Raw genomic sequence first — 18,626 nt, 5'->3', positions numbered from 1 at the left:
ATGAAAAAACTCATCATCCCCATCGGACTGCTGCTGATAGCTCATTCAGCTCATGCCCAGCTTACCCAGGGAGAAAATTATATCCAGTCCAAAACCTATCTGGACTACAATGGAACAACGCCTACCAAAACCTCAGAAACCGTTCAGTATTTGGATGGATTAGGCAGACCCAAACAGGTTGTTAATGTGAAAGCCTCCCCCAAAGGAAGAGATGTCGTTACCCATATAGAATATGATCAGTTTGGAAGACAGGTATTAGATTTTTTACCTGTTCCACAGGCAGGAACTCTGAATGGAGGAATTGTTCCATTGTCGTTAGCCAATGCTACCCAGCCCGATATTTACGGCTCTGAGAAAATCTATGCAGAAAAAGTATTCGAAAACTCACCTTTAGACAGAATTCTGGAACAGAAACAGGTGGGAACTGCATGGACTAATAAGCCTGTTAAGTTCGAATATGGAGCTAATATAGGAAATGATGTCTATAAGTTTGTCACCACCACCATTTGGGAGAATAATGCTACAAAATCCGGCCTTAGCTTTTCTTCTGCCTATGCTGCCAGTCAGTTATACAGAAACGCCGTTACAGATGAAGATGGAAATAAAACCTATGAATATAAAAATGGTGAAGGGCAGACCATTTTGCTGAGAAAAATGATCTCTGATACGGAATATGCAGATACCTATTATGTGTATAATGAATATAACCAGCTGGCATTTGTTATTCCCCCTAAGGCTGTCAATCAAACCATAACCGAAACCTTGTTGAATGATTTATGCTACCAGTACCGTTATGATGGCAGAAACCGTCTGGTAGAAAAGAAGCTCCCAAGCAAGGGCTGGGAATACATGATCTATGACAAGCAAGATCGGTTAGTCGCGACCCGGGATGCCAATTTAGAAGCAAAAGGCCAATGGCTGTATACTAAGTATGATCAGTTTGGAAGAGTGGCTATTACAGGGATTGGAACAGGAGGTACAAGAAATGCAGAACAGGCTATTGCTGACGGATATAATTCCAATAATGTAAACAGGCTGGAAACAGCTCTCTTTGAAAGACAAGGGATTCCTGTATACTATGGAAATCCTGACAATACCTACCCGAATTCTACCAAATGGGTTACCTTATTGTCTTTAAACTATTATGATAAAACCCCAGGTTATAGCTTCAATCCTTCAGTTTCTAGTGTATTCGGAGAAACGGTTCTTACAGATACTCCTGTTGATGGGAAAAGCACCAAAGGACTTCCTGTACTCAGTCTGGTGAAGAATATCGAAGATGATAACTGGACGAAGAACTACACCTATTACGATACCAAAGGCCGTGCAGTAGGAACTTATTCTATTAATCATTTGGGAGGTTATACCAAAACAGAATCCAAACTGTATTTTGCAGGGGTACCACAAACTGTTGTTACCAGACATAAAAGGCTGGATACGGACACTGAAAGAGTGATTACTGAAAACTTTACCTATGATCACCAAAATAGGCTGCTAGAACATAGACATAAGGTAGACAGTAATCCTGAAGAAATTCTGGTGCAGAATTCTTATAATGAGCTTTCACAGATCTCTAATAAAAAAATAGGAGGTATTGTAGCTTCCAGCCCACTTCAAAGCATAGATTACAAATACAATATCAGGGGTTGGATGGCCAAAATCAATGATCCGGCTAACCTGAATGGAAAACTGTTTGGGTATGAGCTAAAATACCATAATCCTGTTTATTCAAGCATTGCTCCCGGCAGGTACAATGGAAATATTGCTGAAATAGACTGGAATATGTCAACGGTTAATACTCTGAAAAGATATAATTACACCTATGACCCGCTGAACAGGTTAACGGATGCTGAATATGCAGAGCCATCAACCACCAATCCGCATAATAAGAATTATGACGAGCGTTTAACCTATGATTTAAACGGAAATATTGCTTCCTTAAAAAGAAATGCAGTTCCCGTTTCAGGTACAACAGCTACCACCGTGGATAACCTGACCTATCAATATACTGGAAACAGGCTGAATAAAGTAACTGAAAATGCATTGAATGACACAGGCTACGAAGGAGGAAACAATACAATTGATTATGACCAGAATGGAAATATGATCAATATGAAAGATAAAGGCATACAAAGTATTATTTACAATTACCTTAACCTGCCTGATGCTTTTACAATTATCTTACCCGATCCATTAGTCGTGGGACAGTCTTCAAGTGCAAACTTAAGTTATCTGTACCGTGCAGACGGAACAAAGCTCCGTAAGAATTATTACAAACAAGGCCGTAGAGGCGCCTCAGGCTCCACCCATACGACAGATTATCTGGATGGTTTTCAATACAGTTATTTAGACGGCGGAGAGATTTGCCTGACCTGTAGAACGGATAATGCTTTTGAAGAGCAGGCCTATGATAATGTAGGAAAAACATTTCCTGGTATTGGCCTGACACCCCAATGGCAGCTGGATTTTGTGGCTACCGCAGAAGGTTTTTACAGTTTCACGGAAAACCGCTATATTTACCAGTACAGAGATCACCTTGGAAATGCCAGGGTAAGCTTTGCAAAAAACAGCGAAGGCGTTCTTGAAGTAACAGATACCAATAACTACTATCCTTTTGGATTAAACCATATTCAGGGGATTTTTGAAGGGGCTAAATTGGGAAGTTATTATAGTTATAAGTACAACGGAAAAGAACTCCAGGAGTCTGGGATGTATGATTATGGTGCAAGGTTTTATATGCCGGATCTGGGTAGATGGGGAGTAATTGATCCGCTTGCTGAAAAAATGAGAAGGCACAGTCCGTTTAATTATGCGTTTAATAATCCTATCATGTTCATTGACCCAGATGGGATGGAAGCTACAACGTATACAGGACAGGCTGCACAAGATATGGTAAGACAATTACAAAGTCAATTACCTCCTGATGATCATTTTAACCAATTTGGTAAGTTTTTATACACGGATAATAAAAAGACGAATAATATTGTTATTGATTTTCAAAATCCTATTACAGGGAGTTTAAACACAGCGCCTTGGTTGTCAACACAACTAAAGGATTATAACTTTAATAAGGATAATGCGTTTGTTTTAGCTAATATTGCAAATCATTATGCTGAAGAAGCTGGTGTAAATTTAAACAACCTTAAAGGAAATAGTACCTCAGTAGGAACTGCTGAATATCACTTTGATGCTGGTAAAATGGTTGGAAAAGTATTTAGCTATAATGGAGGAACATTTGATCCGGATGCACTGATGGAAGCGAGCAAACAGGATAAAACAGTTTCATTGATGATTGGTAATGGAAAAGTAGATGAGTTATATAATAACAAATACAATATGATTTCTGCGTTAAGTCATGAAGGAGGAAAAGTTAGTCATCTAACATTGAATCCTAACAGCCCTAATATCTCTGCATTAGATTTAGCAAAAGAACACATGAAGATATATGAACACCAGATGGCATCTCCTGTTTTTAATAAGACTACGCCTCAATTTCAACAACTAATGAAAAAAAATTATTCTAATGATAAATGGTATTATAACACGTATAAACCGAAATAGATTTAATGGCTATGTATTGCTATTAATTTTTTTATTTATATCATGTAAGGAGTCTATATCTAGGAATGAAAATCCTGTTTGTTCTTTCCAGAACTTAATATGTGATTACACCAAGGATAGTATAAGAATTAAAAATGTAGAGAGTTTTTTACTTTTTGGGAATCCTACAAATGATACTATGAAAGTTTCGCTTAAAAATATTGAAACAAACTATAGGCATATTTATGGGAAGGATACATTTAAGATAAATTTTGAGGCATTAACACCTATTTCTATTCCGCCACATGACTCTCTTGGATTACCTTGCATGTCAATAATTGAAAAGAACTTTAGCAAAAGAAGTAAAGTTTTTGAAAAAGGGTTTTCGGTTGTTAATGTTAAATCTCAAAAAGAAATGTCCTATACATCAAGCTATAGGTTAAAGCAAATGCATAATTTTCAATTATATCAAAAGTGGGGAAGGAAAAATGACAATAAGAGTTTATAAAACTCCTCGCTCTCGCACGATTTTATCGTGTGGCAGATAAATAAAAAGAGGCTGTCTCAAAAGGTAAATCCCGCTGCGCAAAGTCTCCTGACTTTGAGTTGATAAAAAATGGAGGTTGTCTCAAAAGAGCCATGTTCCAGAGTTAGTGATTTGATTATATCATTTTACCGGATAGGATCAAATACGTATAGATTACTGGAAACCCCTGCTGCGCAAAGTCTCCCGACTTTGAGCTAATAAAAGTAAACCCTCGTAATTTGCGAGGGTTTTGTTTTAAATAAGTCTTTTAAAATTTATTGCAACCTCCGGGACTTTTATAATTTCACGGAAAACCGCTATATTTACCAGTACAGAGCCATCTTGGAAATGTCAGGGTAAGCTTTGCAAAAAACAGCGAAGGCGTTCTGGAAGTAACGGATACCAATAACTACTACCCTTTTGGATTAAACCATATTCAAGGGATTTTTGAAGGAGCTAATCTGGGAAGTTATTATAGCTACAAGTATAATGGAAAGGAGTTACAGGAAACTGGAATGTATGATTATGGGGCAAGGTTCTATATGCCGGATCTAGGAAGATGGGGTGTAGCTGATCCTTTAGCAGAGAAAATGCGTCGTCATAGCCCTTATAATTATGCGTTTAACAATCCAATCAGATTTATTGATCCGGATGGAATGCAAAATGAGGACTGGAGGGATAAAAACGGAAAAGAATTATCTTCAGATCAACTAAAAAAAGTAAAGGTTTATATTTTTTATAATCCAAATACTCTTGATGGTTTTGCAGATCAAACAATGCAACAATATGCTGAATATGAAAAGAAATTTGGAAAAGGTAGTGTTGCACTAAGTAATGCAATGACTGAACAAGATTTTGCACAAGATTGGGGAGATATGGAAGGGAAGCCTTCTGAAATCGTCATGAATCATCATGGAAGTAATCAACAGTTACACTTAAATATAGATCCTGATAATAATCTTAAAACTAAAGATGGTGAATATATAGTTTCTACTAACAATGGTAAAACTAATAGTTCGCAAACCCCAGGAAAGAAAATCTCAGACTTACCAGAACCGAAAGCTGATATTTCAAAAGCCACCTTATGCTTAAATACATGTAATTCAAATAACCCAAATGCATCACCAATGACCGCAGGCACAACTCTCGCAAAAGGATTTGTCAAAGATACCGGAGTCGGTCAAGTTAGAGGAACAAATTTAAAAGTTAATTTTAATAGTTCAGGTCAGGCAACTACTCAATGGTATTATGGAGGGGTTTGGCAATATTTAAAGAAAGATCAAAAACCCACTAATCTCCCATCCGGAAACTTTAAAGCTTATCCTTAAAAATTTCACTCATGAATAAAAAAATAATCTTAGGAATATCTTTTCTGCTACTAACACTCTTGATCTTTTATTTTGTTAATAAAGAAAAGAAAGTAGAAACTGAATTTGTAGGTGAGTATAATTATAAAGTTTTTAATGATTCTCTTTTTAAAAATTCATATTTTCATGAGAGTTTTGGATATGTAATATCTGATTATGATTTAAAAAATATTGGTATTAGTGTTTTATCAAATAATAAACTTAACGCAAAAGATGAATACATTTTCGTTATCAACTATCCAATTAAAAAAGTTATAGAATATGATGATGGACTTGATTACGTAAAAAAGACACCTATAAAAGTTGAACTTGATTCAACAAAGAATACAAACAAAATATATATTTATCGATTAAAGAATCAAAATAAATATAGACTTATATTGCCATAGTCTCCTCGCTCCCGTACGATTGCATCGTGTGGCAGATCATAAGTATCCTTGTATTCTATGAGGTTACTTATAGAAAGGAGCTTCAGGAAACTGGGATGTATGATTATGGTGCGAGGTTCTATATGCCTGATTTGGGAAGATGGGGTGTGATAGATCCGTTGGCGGAAAAGATGACGAGACATAGTCCTTATAATTATGCATTTAACAATCCGATTAGATTTATTGATCCTGATGGGAGAGAACCATTTAATGAATATGATAAGAATGGCAAGATGATTAGTAATTTAGGTGGAAATAAAATAGATTTTTACCATCAAAAAAATGGAGACCTAAAGTAGTTAGTCGACAAACAGGAGCTTCAAATATTATTAAAGACGGAGAATCTATTATTAGTGGTTACACTCATAGAGGAAAAGATGTAGGATGGGGAACTATAACAGCCGAATATTTTGGGGGAAGTGGGCCTGCTCGTAGTTTTTTTAGTGATTTTAATGATTCTAATGATGGACCTTTTGCTTCTTTGGATAAAGCGTCATCTCCTTATTCTTCTTTAGCAAGACAGAAAGCACTAAATTCAAAAGATTCAAAAGGAGTTGTTAAAATGGATTATCTTCAAGCTAACCCCATAACATCAAATTTTGATATGTATGAGCAAATGTGGGGAAGATCAAATGTATCTTGGTATAAATTAGGAGATGAAACACTTTTTTTAATGACTGATTCTAAGTCACAAGAGTCATTGTTTTATAGATTACCAGTAAATAATTTTGAAAGAACCGAAGGAAAGGTAAATAGCTTTGGAAATACATATCAGACTTATATATGGACTGAAAAGCAACTCCGAAATTCAAAAAAAAGTAGTTAACCCAACCTTAAAGAACGTTTTTAAACAAGCTATAACACCACCATCTATATTAACAAGACTTGGATTTTAAATAGAACATCTTAAATTTAATAAATATGAAAAAAAGTTTAAGTTTAATTTTATTACCTTTTTTATTTTCGTGCCAAAGTATTAGTAATGAAGATATATATGGAAAATATTCACCCATATCATACAAGAATACATATGACACTTTAACGATTAACAAGGATGGGGTTTATAACAGAGTAATTTACAATATAAAAGGGAAGAAATTGTTGAATTACAATTCGAAATACAAATTAGAAGGTAACACAATAGAGTTTAATGAGTTTTATTTAAATTTTGATAAAGATTTAATTGCCTTTCCAGAAGATGTGAATGATACTGATATGACTTATACTACTTTTTTTGAGAAAAAAGATAAGAATATTGTACTTTGCTTTGGCTACCATGATGGGGAGAATTGTTATAAAAAGATTATAGAATAAAAACACTGAGCAAAGTCCCCGCTCTGCGAAGTATGTAACCCTGGTGCGCAAAGTCTCCCGACTTTGAGCTAATAAAAATAAACCCTCGCAACTTACGAGGGTTTTGTGTTAAAAAGAGCTTTGTTCATAAGTATTTTTAAGATCCTTTCCTATCGACAATAAAAAGGGAGACTTAGTTGGTAACAATGTTCATTTGTATATTGTTGCAAGAAATAATGGTAAAGCTATAGTGAAAGAATTATTTAGCTTGTTGTAAAAATTACTACACAAGCCCGCTACGCAAAGTCTCCAACTTTGAGCTAATAAAAAACAAACCCTCGTAAATCACGAGGGTTTTGTCTTAAAAAAACTTTATTTTATTAGTTTTAAAAGTTGGGTAGCTTATACTTATTTTTTAATAATCTTCTCCGAATAAATTTCATTCTTATCATTAATAACATTCACGATATACACTCAGAAGCGCAGCACAGCGATTGAAACGAAGCAGCAATAGCTAATCCGCGCAAGTTTAGAATTTTTAGAGAACAGGGTTTATTTTTAGCGGAAGTTTCCAGGTCCTGAACTTTTGATTCTTTTGTTTGACTACGTCGAATCTTTGATTTCAAGACAAAAGAATATAAAAACATCAAATAAAAATAAAAAGCCGCTCAAACGAGCGGCTTCATATCATCAATGGATTCAAAGATTATTTACCTTCTTCCATTTTTCTTTTCAATTCTGCTAAAGCATCGATATCTCCAAGAGTTGATCTTTCTTCGTTGTTTGAAGAAGAAGATACGTTTCTTGAAGCAGAGTCTTTCACATTTTTCTTCTCTTCGTCTCTGAAGATTCCTGTGTGAGAAACTACTACTCTCTTGAATTCTTTGTTGAACTCGATTACTTTGAACTGAGCATCTTCACCTTTCTTGATTTTAGATCCATCTTCTTTCTCTAATAATCTTGAAGGGCAGAAAGCTTCTACTTCAGCGTCTTCAAACTGTACAGAAGCTCCTTTATCGTGAACTTCTACAGCTTTACCAGCGTGGATAGTACCTTCAGCATACTTAGTTTCGAATTTATCCCAAGGGTTTTCAGTTAACTGCTTGTGACCTAGAGATAGTCTTCTGGCCTGGATGTCTAACTCAAGAACGATAACATCAAGTTTATCACCTACTGCACAGAACTCAGATGGGTGCTTGATTTTCTTAGTCCAAGAAAGATCAGAGATGTAGATTAATCCGTCGATACCTTCTTCCAACTCTACGAATACACCAAAGTTAGTGAAGTTTCTTACAGTTCCTACATGCTGAGATCCTACCGGATACTTAGCTTCGATATTTTCCCATGGATCTTTAGATAACTGCTTGATACCAAGAGAAATTTTTCTTTCTTCTCTGTCTAATGTTAATACTTCAGCTTCTACTTCATCACCTACCTTCACGAAGTCTCCTGCAGATCTTAAGTGAGTAGACCAAGACATTTCAGAAACGTGGATCAATCCTTCGACCCCTGGAGCAATTTCTACGAATGCACCATAGTCAGCAAGAACTACTACTTTTCCTTTTACTTTGTCACCTACTTTCATGTCAGCAGAAAGAGCATCCCAAGGATGAGCCTCTAATTGCTTCATACCTAACTGGATTCTTGTTTTCTCATCATCGAAGTCAAGGATAACCACTTTCACAGTTTGTCCGTCCTCAAGGATTTCAGATGGGTGGTTCACTCTAGACCATGAAAGGTCTGTAATGTGGATCAATCCGTCTACACCTCCTAGGTCAATGAATACACCGTAAGAAGTAATATTCTTAACAGTACCTTCAAGAACCTGACCTTTTTCAAGCTGCGCGATAATTTCTTTTTTCTGACCTTCGATATCTGCTTCGATCAATGCTTTGTGAGATACTACTACGTTTTTGAACTCAGGGTTGATTTTCACAACTTTGAACTCCATAGTCTTACCTACGAACTGATCGTAATCTTTAATTGGCTTAACATCAATCTGAGAACCTGGTAAGAATGCTTCGATTCCGTGTACGTCAACGATCATACCTCCTTTAGTTCTAGACTTAACAAAACCGTTAACAATTTCTCCAGTTTCGTGAAGTTCGTTCACTCTATCCCAAGCTTTAAGCGTTCTTGCTTTTCTGTGAGATAACTGTAGTTGTCCGGTTTTGTCTTCTCTTCTGTCAACCATTACTTCCACATCGTCTCCTACTTTAAGACCTGGATTGTAACGGAATTCGTTAAGAGAAATAACACCTTCAGATTTGAAATCGATGTCTACGATAGCTTCCTTATCCGTCAATCTTACAACTTTACCAATGATAACGTCGTTATCATTTAAGCTGCTTAGAGATCCGTTATAGATTTCTTCTAAATCGCTTTTCTCTTTTCTTGCATCTGCATCAAGACCTGATTCGAATGAATCCCAATCAAATTGTTCTGGTGCTACGTTTTGGTTTAATAAAACCTCTGCTGAATTTGTCTCTTTTGACATTTTCTAATAAAATTTGTATTCCTTCTTTTTTAACGGTCTGAATAAATGCGGATTAAAAAATACGGAAGTAATTAATTATAAGTAATTTACTCTTCAAACCTTTTCGCCACAAAAGTGGGTGCAAAGATAGGGATTTTATTTAAAATAAACAAAGGTTGGCTGCCGGCTGAAATATTATATAAAACATTGAATGTCAGTATGTATTTTTAAATAAACGGTTTAAAGATTAAAAAAATAAAGATTTTAAGGAGACATACCAGATCCACCTTACCCCTAATCCCTGCAACCTGCCATCTGCCACCTAAATTCACTACCTTTGCAAAATGGAACTACAATCAATCTATCAGAAACTGCAGATTCAGGATATGAATCAGATGCAGAAATCTACCTATAAAACCACTGAAAACAACACGGATGTTGTGCTGCTCTCTCCTACCGGTTCAGGAAAAACACTCGCTTTTTTATTTCCGCTTCTCCGAAACCTTAAGAAAGATGTTTCAGGGATCCAGGCATTGATTTTAGTTCCGGCGAGAGAACTGGCATTGCAGATTGAACAGGTTTTCAAATCCATGGGAACAGATTTTAAAGTTTCCGTATGTTACGGCGGCCATGATAAAAAAATTGAGGTTAATAATTTAATTGAAGCTCCCGCAGTACTGATCGGAACTCCCGGAAGAGTTGTTTACCACCTGAGAAATAACAATTTTGATCCTAAAACGATTAAAACATTAGTGCTGGATGAATTTGACAAGGCCCTGGAACTGGGTTTTCATGAAGACATGGAATTCATTACCGGTTCATTAAGAGGACTTTCCCAAAGGATCCTCACTTCTGCAACAGCAATGGATGAGATTCCCAAATTTACCGGCTTAAAAAATGAAAAAATCATTGATTTCCTGAAATTAAGCGAAGTAAAGCCTGATATCCAGCTGAGGAAAGTAATGACCATTTCAGAAGAGAAACTGGACACATTGTTTCATTTAATCTGTAAAATAGGAAATAAAAGAACCCTGATTTTCTGCAATCACCGGGAAGCCGTTGACAGGATCTCTGAGCTTTTACGGGAAAAAGGAATCGACAGGGAGACCTTCCACGGCGGCATGGAGCAGGACGAAAGAGAACGTGCCCTTCTGAAATTCAGAAATGATTCGGCAAGGATTTTAATAACTACAGATCTTGCTTCCCGCGGTCTTGATGTTCCTGAAGTGGAATCCATCGTCCATTACCAGCTTCCTCCCAAAGAAGATGCTTTCATCCACAGGAACGGTCGTACCGCAAGAATGAATGCCAAAGGTTTCGCTTACCTAATCATGACGGCAGATGAAAATTTCCCGTTCATTAAGAGCAACACCCCGGAAGAAAGCGTGGAAGGCTTCAGTAAAGTCCCTGAAAAAACACCCTTCCAGACCATTTATATCAGTGCAGGAAAAAAAGACAAAGTCAATAAAGTAGATATTGTAGGCTACCTCATCAAAAAAGGAGAACTGCAGAAAGAAGATATCGGCGTGATCGAAGTGAAAGACACCACTTCCTACGTGGCGGTTTCCAGAAATAAAGTAGCTTCTGTTCTGAGAAAATTAAGTACTGAAAAACTGAAGGGGAAGAAAGTGAAAATGGAGATCGCATATTAATTGAGGCTGAGACTAAGGTTAAGATTGAATCACAAGACGTTCAACCTTAACCTTAAAACCTACTTCACTCCCTTCACTCTTGTCGGTAATGTATAAACCGATTTTGAAGCAGTGATGAATAAAATATCATTATGTTCTCCTCCAAAAGTAACATTAGAGGTCCAGTCTTCTTCAATGGGAATATGATAAATCTTTTTGCCGTGATGGTTGAACACATGAACGCCTTTGCCGGTCAGATAAAGATTTCCATGTTTGTCCAGCGTCATTCCGTCTGAACCCATCTCGCAGAAAAGCTTCCTTTCAGATAACTTCCCGTTTCCGAGGATATCGTACACATAAGTTTTCCCGGCATCAATATCTGAAACGTATAGCTTTTTAAAAATTTCACTTCCTACAATTCCATTTGGCTGTACAAAAGTCTCCAGCTTACTCACTTTTCCATCTTTAGCACGGTAATAAAGGCTTTTATGGGCTATTTCCTGCTTAAATCCCACCCAGTAGTCTCTTTCATATAAAGGATCGGTAAAATACATACCGCCTGAGGAATCATTCCAGATATCATTGGGGCCATTCAGTCTCTTGCCTTCAAAACCTTTCAGGATCACCTCTACTTTTTTATCCTTTGAAATTTTCCAGATCTCACCCTGATCATCGGAACAGGTGATGAGATTTCCATCCTTATCAAAATGAGTCCCGTTGGCCCTGCCTGTTTTTCCTAAAAATTCGGTGATGGTATTTGTCTTCCAATCCCAATAATAAATTTTGTCATTGGGCTGATCTGTAAAATATACATTTCCCTGTCGGTCCGAAGACGGTCCTTCTGTAAAACTAAACTGATTTGAAACCCTCTGCGGCTGTACATCTCCATAAAACATTTTGCTGTAATTTACTGATTGACAGTTTAGCAATGCGAAAACCAAACCAACCATGCTCATTTTACCAATCTTTTTCATTCTTCATTTCTTTAAGACTGCAATTTACAATATCATTCCATATATTAACTCATTCTGTTACAATAAAAACAAAAACAAAAATGTCCCAATTGTACTATTTACGAAGCATATGGTATTAGTTAAAAAAATCTTTTATCCGGACCTTTGCTGTGGTAAGATCAACACTTTCTTCTTTTATTAAAACTGACAGAAAAACCGTTTGACCTGGCCCAAAATATCACCTTAATACTTTTTAACCTAACAAAAGTACGCAATGAGTGCAGAATCAGGCAGTGGCCCATTGATTGAAATGGAAAATGAAACGTTCAGGAATTCAGTAGGAACCATGGACGAAACCGGAAAGAGAAAATGGGTTTTTCCAAGGAAACCCAAAGGAAAATATACCAGCTACAGGAATTACACAAGCTATATTATGCTGGCGATATTTTTTGGACTGCCATTTGTAAAGATCAACGGAAACCCTTTTCTACTGATCAATGTAATTGACAGACGGTTTTTCATTATCGGGCAGCCTTTTTATCTTCAGGACTTCTTTATTCTGGCTCTGGGAGCGGTAACCTCTGTCATCTTTGTGATGCTGTTTACGGTGGTTTTCGGAAGGATATTCTGTGGCTGGCTGTGTCCGCAAACGCTATTTATGGAAATGGTATTCCGTAAAATTGAATACTGGATTGAAGGTGACAGAAATAAACAGATGAAACTGGACCGCCAGGAGTGGGATGCAGAAAAAATCAGAAAGAGACTGATGAAATGGTCTGTATTTGCACTTATGTCCCTGATTATTGCCCATTTCATGTTTATGTATATTGTAGGTTATGAGGAAGTTTTCCGGATCATGAATGAAGGGCCTCAGGATCATTCCCTGAAATTCCTTGTTATGGTATTCTTCACCATGACCTTTTATTTTGTTTTCGCATGGCTTCGGGAGCAGGTGTGCACATTGGTGTGTCCCTACGGAAGGCTTCAGGGCGTTTTGATCGACAAACAGACCATCAATGTTTATTATGACTTTAAAAGAGGGGAAAACCGTTCAAAGTGGAGGAATAACGAGGACCGGAAATCCACAGGAAAAGGAGACTGTATCGACTGTCATCAGTGCGTGGTGGTCTGCCCTACAGGAATAGATATCAGGAACGGGCAGCAGCTGGAATGTGTGAACTGTACCGCCTGTATTGACGCCTGTGATGAAGTTATGGAGAAAGTAGGTCTTCCAAAAGGACTGATCCGCTATGCAACAGAAGCGGAAATTGAAAATCAGGATTCATTTAAATTCACCTCAAGAATGAAAGCTACAACAGTATTTCTGGCTCTTCTGGTTGGTTTCTTAGGATTTTTAATGTATGACCGAGGATCTATGGAAGCCAAATTCATTAAACCCGCCGGTTCTACTTTTTTCGCTAAAGACGGTAAAATAACAAATACTTTCATCTATACATTTTTAAATAAGTCCAACGAAAAAAAGATCCTGACCATTAAAGTATTGGCTCCCACCCATGCAGAGATTACGTATTTCGGTCCCGAAAAAATTATACTGAAAGGAGACGAGATCCTGAAAGGAAACATCAATATCACTTTTCCCCAGGAAGAAATTAAATTTTCCAAACAGAATATGACCATCGGGGTTTTTGATGAAAAAGGCGAAATGCTGGATTCATTTGAGACGACGTTCGAAGGGCCGTTTAAGCTTTTGTTGTAAGAATAAAGAGCCATGAGAAAAAGATTTTAGATGTGAGATATCAGATATCAGATATCAGATATCAGATATCAGATGTGAGATGTGAGACACTTCATCCCAAACTTTAAACCTTGAACCTTGAACATTCAACCATCAAACCTTATATTTTCTCATAAACTGAGTAGGAGTCATTCCGGAGCTTTTCCGGAATACTCTTACAAAGTAGGAATATTCTTCATAGCCAAGGCGGAACGCGATTTCCACAAGACTTTCGTCAAGGTATATCAGCATTCTTTTGGCTTCCAAAACCACCCTTTCTGTGATCACATCAGTGGCTGTTTTTTGAACGACAGTTTGCACAATCCTGTTGAGATGCTTTGGGGTAATTTCCAATAATGATGCATAATAAGCAATCGATTTCTGGTGGGTAAAATCTTGCTCCACCAGGTTTTCAAAATCCTGATAATGTTTAAAATAAGAAAGACTGGCGGAAGAAGATTTCAGATCAATATCCTTAGAGAAAGACCTTGTCGCATCAATAAAAACCTGGGACATCAGGGCAAGGATAAGCCCATCCTTCATTACATGCTGAGACTGGAATTCTTTTCCCAACAGCTGAAACAGCTGATCCGTCTTTTCTAATTCATTTGAATCCAGCTGCAATTTCCGCGGAAACGAGACTGATCCGAAGAATGGAAAATTCCGAAGCTTCTGATTCACATAATGCATTTCATAAAACTCCTGTGAACAGAAAAAAATATAGCCTTCAATATCTTCAGACAACTCCCAGCTATGGATCTGTCCCGGAGATAAAAAGAAAAGACTTCCTCCTGAAACATCATATCTCTGAAAATCAATCTCATGAACACCTTTTCCTCCTGTAAAAAGAACCGCGGCATAAAAGTCATGGCGGTGCGGTTTTTCAATATGACGGTGACCCACAACAAGATGTTCCTTCATGGTATTGAAATAAAAATCTGAAGAAGTCTTTCCCGATTGGAAAAGTTCAATATGAAGAACAGAGATGGAGTTCATTACTGATGGTGAAGATCAAAGTTAAGGGATAAAATTAGTGTAAAAAGAGGGAAAACCCAAACAAAAAAGGACCGGCTTTCACCGGTCCCTCATTCAGAAATTAGGTATCTGTTATTTGATCACAAGTTTAGTGCTATATGCGCCTTTTGAAGAGCTGATGCTGATCACATACACTCCTTTAGGAACATTAACGTTAAACTCTTTCGTACTGTTATTTTCACTTTGATAAGCGGATGAGAATACCAGTTTGCCGCTGGCGTCAAACATACCCACTTTTACTTCTCCTTTTAAGTTTCTGGATTTGATGAAGAAATTACCATCACTAGGGTTCGGATAGATCTTAATATCATTGGCCAACGGAGATGCCACTTCATGGGTCGCCAAAGCCTGGGTTTCTCTTGTACATACCTCCAGAGACCATGCAGTTACAGTTCCGGCATTTCCTGCGTTGTTATCCGTTGCAAACAGCTTCCATTCGCCCTGAGCCTTATGTCCTTTGAAAATTCCCAAAGATTCGTTTGATCTTGTTTCTCCCTGAACTGGTGAAGCACAGGCCACCGCATTTCCTGCATCGCTAAATGAAGCTGAAATTCCGGACTGTCCGGAGCATTGCCTGTTCCAGAAAAGAGCTGAAGATCCAACAGGGCTTTCAATTCCTACCGCCAGCTCACTGATGCCCGGATGGGTAATAGAAGTGTTGACTTTTATCTTAGTAATAGTTCCGGTATTATTAACCATTAAAGGAATCACTGTTTTAGGCGCAGAAATCCCGCCACCCCCTGGACCATCCGTAATGGCTACCGCAGCTCCGCTGTAAGTATAAGTATTACAGCTCTCACCGGAAACCGTATAATCAACCACAAAGCTTGGGCTAACCGCATAATATACATTTCCTACCGCTTCAATCATGATGTAGGCATTAGCCGTAGTAGAACCGGCCGGAATTGTTACCTGCTCGCTACCATCATTAGCGGTATTGGAGGCAATAACCGTAAAGGTTTGTCCGCCGTCTGTGGATAATTTAATATTAACATTGGCTGTATTTACAGGAGCCTGGTTGGTATTCGCCACGTCCCAGGTTACGTTGACCGCCCCTCCCGAGCTCAATGACTGCCCAAAAACAGGAGCTGTCACCTGGAAAGGGCCTGATGCTGCATCTACGGTAATGGCCATTGCGTCTTTGGACACCTGTGGCTGTGCGGGATTATTATCTCTCAAGGTAGCGGCGAAATTAAGGCTTCTTGCTACACTTGAAACAGTCTCCCAACGGGTGGATAAAACACCGGCCAGTACTTTGTTAAAATCAGGGAAATACCGTACAGGTGAACTTATTGGAGTAAAAGACCTGAAAGTAGGTCCTGTAGGTTTTGTAGGATACGCAGCTGAAATATCCCCTGCCCCAATCTGCGCTGCAGCAGCCTGATCTGCCTGCTCCCAGGTATAGGTATAAGAAGCGGTAGTGGGATCTGTAGTGGTTGCCGTGAGTACAAATGGTGTAGATTTAGGGATCGTATAATCTGCTCCTGCACTGATATTAGGAGCAGGATTTGCAAAAGGAGTATTGGCACCACATGCGATACTGTTGAGCTTGTTTCTGATCTGAGTAACACTGTTGGTATGGAAATAATCATTAGAGTTAAACTGAACATCTGAAGCGGTTGTTATTCCGGTATAGGCCATAATGGTACTTCCGCTTCCCGGCTCTACCCTCTGATCTGCCTGTGAAGATCTGTAGGTGTATGAATGTCCGGCTCCCAGCTGATGCCCCATCTCATGGGCTACATAGTCTATATCAAATTTATCTCCTTCAGGAAAATTGTGGGCAGTCCATCCCCGTCCTTTGGAATTGTTATTACAGATCACGCCTACTCCTGCGGAACCGTTTCCTCCTTTTTTATCTATCAAATGCCCCATATCATAATCTTCAGCAGCAATTCTGGCGGATATCTGGGTGTGAGCCTCACTCGGGCCTCCACTTACATAAGGATCTGAGGCTGCAACCAAAAATATAAGCGTATCATTATTAGCAATCAGGTTAAAATGGAATGACAGATCTTTTTCAAAAACACCATTCAGCCTAGTGAGTGAAGCATTCATTGCGGCCAGTACTACTGCTTTTTTCTGCGCGTCCGTAGCAGTGGCCGGAGTACCTGCAGCAGCTAAATGATATTCTGCATATTCGCCGGTACAGGACAGCGCCAGCCTGAATATATTGAAACCGGCCAGTTTTTTACCGGCACTTTCATTATTTTCAGCACTTTTCTGTGCAGCTTCAGTAACAGAACATTCAAATGGTTCCTGATCCTGAGCTCTTTTCGCTCCTGAATCGAAAACGGCGTATACAGCCCGGTCCTCAGTATACGGCTCAATGAATTCCGTAGCCCCCGAACGGGTAATCATGGATGAAAACCCTACCGGTGACATGCTGAATCTAAGGTAAACCGAAGGATCGTCCACACCGCTTCCCACGTATGATTTGATATCCGGGTATTTTTCCTGAAGTGCGGGATCCATATTGGAAGATTCCCACACCTGAAATTTCTCAATCTTTCCTCCTGAAGTAGGCAGTGATATGACAACGCCTCTGGATCCTGAAAAACGTTCCGGGGCATTTTTCAATGCCAATCTGAGCTGATCCGTGTTTAATGAATACAAGCCTGCATACTCCAGTTTCTCCTGCGAAGCTTTTACTTTCTGGGTCCTGACCGATGTTTTTGTCCATTGTGAATGCCCCAGAAAAGGAAGCATCAGCATGGAAGCCAAGATAAAATTTTTCATAGATATTGTAAGTTAAGTGGTTTTAACAAAAATAACAATAAATAATTAAAATATAAAACAAAAACGCATTAAATACTAAAAAATAATATCATTTTAATAAATAAAACCACCAAAAACAAACAAAATTAAAAAAATACTTAAAAAATATAATATACATGTATAATATACATTATTATTCACTAGTTAAAGAAAAAAAATTAATACTCAAGCAATTAAATGTCAACATATTATAATTTATTAAAGAATAAAACAGGCTATTTCAAAAGGAGGAATAGTAGCCAGAATTCCAGAATATAAAAATTTCATTGCCGGTAATTACGTTGTAATAAAACCTGCATTTTTTATTGGCATCTCCGTTTTTTTTCAGTGGAACTTTTATGGGGAGCTTCTTTAACTGAGCATTCAAATGGTTCTTTGTCCTGGCCTCTTCTCGCATTGGAATCAAATACCGCATAAACCGTTCTGTCTTCGGTATAAGGTTCAATGAATTCAGAAATTCCGGAGCGGGTAATCATAGATGAAAATCCTACCGGCGACATACTGAATCTTAAATACGCGGAAGGATCATCTACACCCGTTCCCACATATGATTTGATATCCGGATATTTTTTCTGAAGTGCCGGATCCATATTGGAAGATTCCCATACCTGAAATTTTTCAATTTTTCCTACTGCCGTAGGAAGTGAGATAAAGGCTCCTTCAGATCCTGAAAAACGGTCGGGAGCTCCTTTTAAGGTTTGCTTAAGCTGATTGGCATCTAAAGAATACAATCCCGCGTATTCCAGCTTTTCCTGTGACGCTTTTACTTTCTTGGATCCGACGGTTGTTTTTGTCCATTGTGAATATCCTAAAAAAGGAAGTATAAGCATAAAAGCCAAGATAAAATTCTTCATACTATTTTTA

13 protein-coding genes and 1 pseudogene are annotated in these 18,626 nt (G+C 38.0%); 9 read left to right on the top strand and 5 right to left on the bottom strand.

Annotated features, from left to right (window positions below):
- The 7 genes and pseudogenes from B7E04_RS10515 to B7E04_RS10485 all read left to right on the top strand — a co-directional run bounded on the left by B7E04_RS10515 (position 1) and on the right by B7E04_RS10485 (position 7,175).
- A complete protein-coding gene (locus tag B7E04_RS10515; RefSeq protein ID WP_080778611.1) occupies positions 1 to 3,561 on the top strand; it encodes a DUF6443 domain-containing protein in 3,561 nt (1,186 codons plus the stop codon).
- 178 nt (positions 3,562 to 3,739) lie between these two features.
- Positions 3,740 to 4,048, top strand: a complete 309-nt coding sequence (locus tag B7E04_RS22160) for a hypothetical protein (protein ID WP_165439433.1) — start codon at positions 3,740 to 3,742, stop codon at positions 4,046 to 4,048.
- A 404-nt stretch (positions 4,049 to 4,452) separates the two neighbouring features.
- Positions 4,453 to 5,394, top strand: a complete 942-nt coding sequence (locus tag B7E04_RS22610; RefSeq protein ID WP_080778609.1) for an RHS repeat domain-containing protein — start codon at positions 4,453 to 4,455, stop codon at positions 5,392 to 5,394.
- 11 nt (positions 5,395 to 5,405) lie between these two features.
- Positions 5,406 to 5,822, top strand: coding sequence for a hypothetical protein (locus B7E04_RS10500; protein WP_080778608.1), 417 nt, complete (start codon positions 5,406 to 5,408; stop codon positions 5,820 to 5,822).
- A 68-nt stretch (positions 5,823 to 5,890) separates the two neighbouring features.
- Positions 5,891 to 6,064 (top strand): annotated as a pseudogene (locus B7E04_RS22665) (RHS repeat-associated core domain-containing protein); the annotation flags it as partial.
- 278 nt (positions 6,065 to 6,342) lie between these two features.
- Positions 6,343 to 6,687, top strand: coding sequence for a hypothetical protein (locus tag B7E04_RS10490; protein ID WP_080778607.1), 345 nt, complete (start codon positions 6,343 to 6,345; stop codon positions 6,685 to 6,687).
- 95 nt (positions 6,688 to 6,782) lie between these two features.
- Positions 6,783 to 7,175: a hypothetical protein gene (locus B7E04_RS10485; RefSeq protein ID WP_080778606.1), complete on the top strand. Its 393-nt coding sequence runs from the start codon at positions 6,783 to 6,785 to the stop codon at positions 7,173 to 7,175.
- 685 nt (positions 7,176 to 7,860) lie between these two features.
- Here the strand turns inward: B7E04_RS10485 and rpsA are convergent.
- On the bottom strand, positions 7,861 to 9,651 hold the full coding sequence (gene rpsA / locus B7E04_RS10480) for a 30S ribosomal protein S1 (protein WP_080778605.1): 1,791 nt from the start codon (positions 9,649 to 9,651) through the stop codon (positions 7,861 to 7,863).
- A 323-nt stretch (positions 9,652 to 9,974) separates the two neighbouring features.
- Here rpsA and B7E04_RS10475 point away from each other — a divergent pair, with 323 nt between their 5' ends.
- Positions 9,975 to 11,282, top strand: coding sequence for a DEAD/DEAH box helicase (locus B7E04_RS10475; protein ID WP_080778604.1), 1,308 nt, complete (start codon positions 9,975 to 9,977; stop codon positions 11,280 to 11,282).
- A gap of 59 nt (positions 11,283 to 11,341) precedes the next feature.
- Here the strand turns inward: B7E04_RS10475 and B7E04_RS10470 are convergent, their stop codons facing one another.
- Positions 11,342 to 12,235, bottom strand: a complete 894-nt coding sequence (locus B7E04_RS10470; protein ID WP_080778603.1) for an SMP-30/gluconolactonase/LRE family protein — start codon at positions 12,233 to 12,235, stop codon at positions 11,342 to 11,344.
- 253 nt (positions 12,236 to 12,488) lie between these two features.
- On the opposite strand from B7E04_RS10470, the gene ccoG reads away from it, so the two are divergent.
- Positions 12,489 to 13,931, top strand: a complete 1,443-nt coding sequence (ccoG, locus tag B7E04_RS10465) for a cytochrome c oxidase accessory protein CcoG (protein ID WP_080778602.1) — start codon at positions 12,489 to 12,491, stop codon at positions 13,929 to 13,931.
- Between the two features lie 132 nt (positions 13,932 to 14,063).
- On the opposite strand, the gene B7E04_RS10460 is transcribed toward ccoG, so the two are convergent.
- From B7E04_RS10460 to B7E04_RS10450, 3 genes are all read right to left on the bottom strand, one after another.
- A complete protein-coding gene (locus B7E04_RS10460) occupies positions 14,064 to 14,945 on the bottom strand; it encodes an AraC family transcriptional regulator (protein WP_080778601.1) in 882 nt (293 codons plus the stop codon).
- Positions 14,946 to 15,056: 111 nt separating this feature from the next.
- Positions 15,057 to 17,723, bottom strand: coding sequence for a reprolysin-like metallopeptidase (locus B7E04_RS10455; RefSeq protein ID WP_080778600.1), 2,667 nt, complete (start codon positions 17,721 to 17,723; stop codon positions 15,057 to 15,059).
- A gap of 341 nt (positions 17,724 to 18,064) precedes the next feature.
- The gene (locus B7E04_RS10450) at positions 18,065 to 18,616 is read right to left on the bottom strand and encodes a hypothetical protein (protein WP_080778599.1); all 552 of its coding nucleotides are present in this window, start codon (positions 18,614 to 18,616) and stop codon (positions 18,065 to 18,067) included.
- Positions 18,617 to 18,626 lie beyond the last annotated feature (10 nt).

The sequence above is a fragment of the Chryseobacterium phocaeense genome (genome assembly GCF_900169075.1).
GTDB classification, from domain to species: Bacteria; Bacteroidota; Bacteroidia; order Flavobacteriales; family Weeksellaceae; genus Chryseobacterium; species Chryseobacterium phocaeense.
The sequence above is the reverse complement of the archived record's forward strand: the minus strand, read 5'-3'. Positions and strand labels throughout refer to the sequence as shown.

Excerpts from the sequence above, each read along its gene's own strand:
- B7E04_RS10515 (WP_080778611.1), top strand. The coding sequence starts at position 1 with ATGAAAAAACTCATCATCCCCATCGGACTGCTGCTGATAGCTCATTCA.
- B7E04_RS22160 (WP_165439433.1), top strand. The coding sequence starts at position 3,740 with ATGAAAGTTTCGCTTAAAAATATTGAAACAAACTATAGGCATATTTAT.
- B7E04_RS10500 (WP_080778608.1), top strand. The coding sequence starts at position 5,406 with ATGAATAAAAAAATAATCTTAGGAATATCTTTTCTGCTACTAACACTC.
- B7E04_RS10485 (WP_080778606.1), top strand. The coding sequence starts at position 6,783 with ATGAAAAAAAGTTTAAGTTTAATTTTATTACCTTTTTTATTTTCGTGC.
- rpsA (WP_080778605.1), bottom strand. The coding sequence starts at position 9,651 with ATGTCAAAAGAGACAAATTCAGCAGAGGTTTTATTAAACCAAAACGTA.
- B7E04_RS10475 (WP_080778604.1), top strand. The coding sequence starts at position 9,975 with ATGGAACTACAATCAATCTATCAGAAACTGCAGATTCAGGATATGAAT.
- B7E04_RS10470 (WP_080778603.1), bottom strand. The coding sequence starts at position 12,235 with ATGAAAAAGATTGGTAAAATGAGCATGGTTGGTTTGGTTTTCGCATTG.
- ccoG (WP_080778602.1), top strand. The coding sequence starts at position 12,489 with ATGAGTGCAGAATCAGGCAGTGGCCCATTGATTGAAATGGAAAATGAA.
- B7E04_RS10460 (WP_080778601.1), bottom strand. The coding sequence starts at position 14,945 with ATGAACTCCATCTCTGTTCTTCATATTGAACTTTTCCAATCGGGAAAG.
- B7E04_RS10455 (WP_080778600.1), bottom strand. The coding sequence starts at position 17,723 with ATGAAAAATTTTATCTTGGCTTCCATGCTGATGCTTCCTTTTCTGGGG.
- B7E04_RS10450 (WP_080778599.1), bottom strand. The coding sequence starts at position 18,616 with ATGAAGAATTTTATCTTGGCTTTTATGCTTATACTTCCTTTTTTAGGA.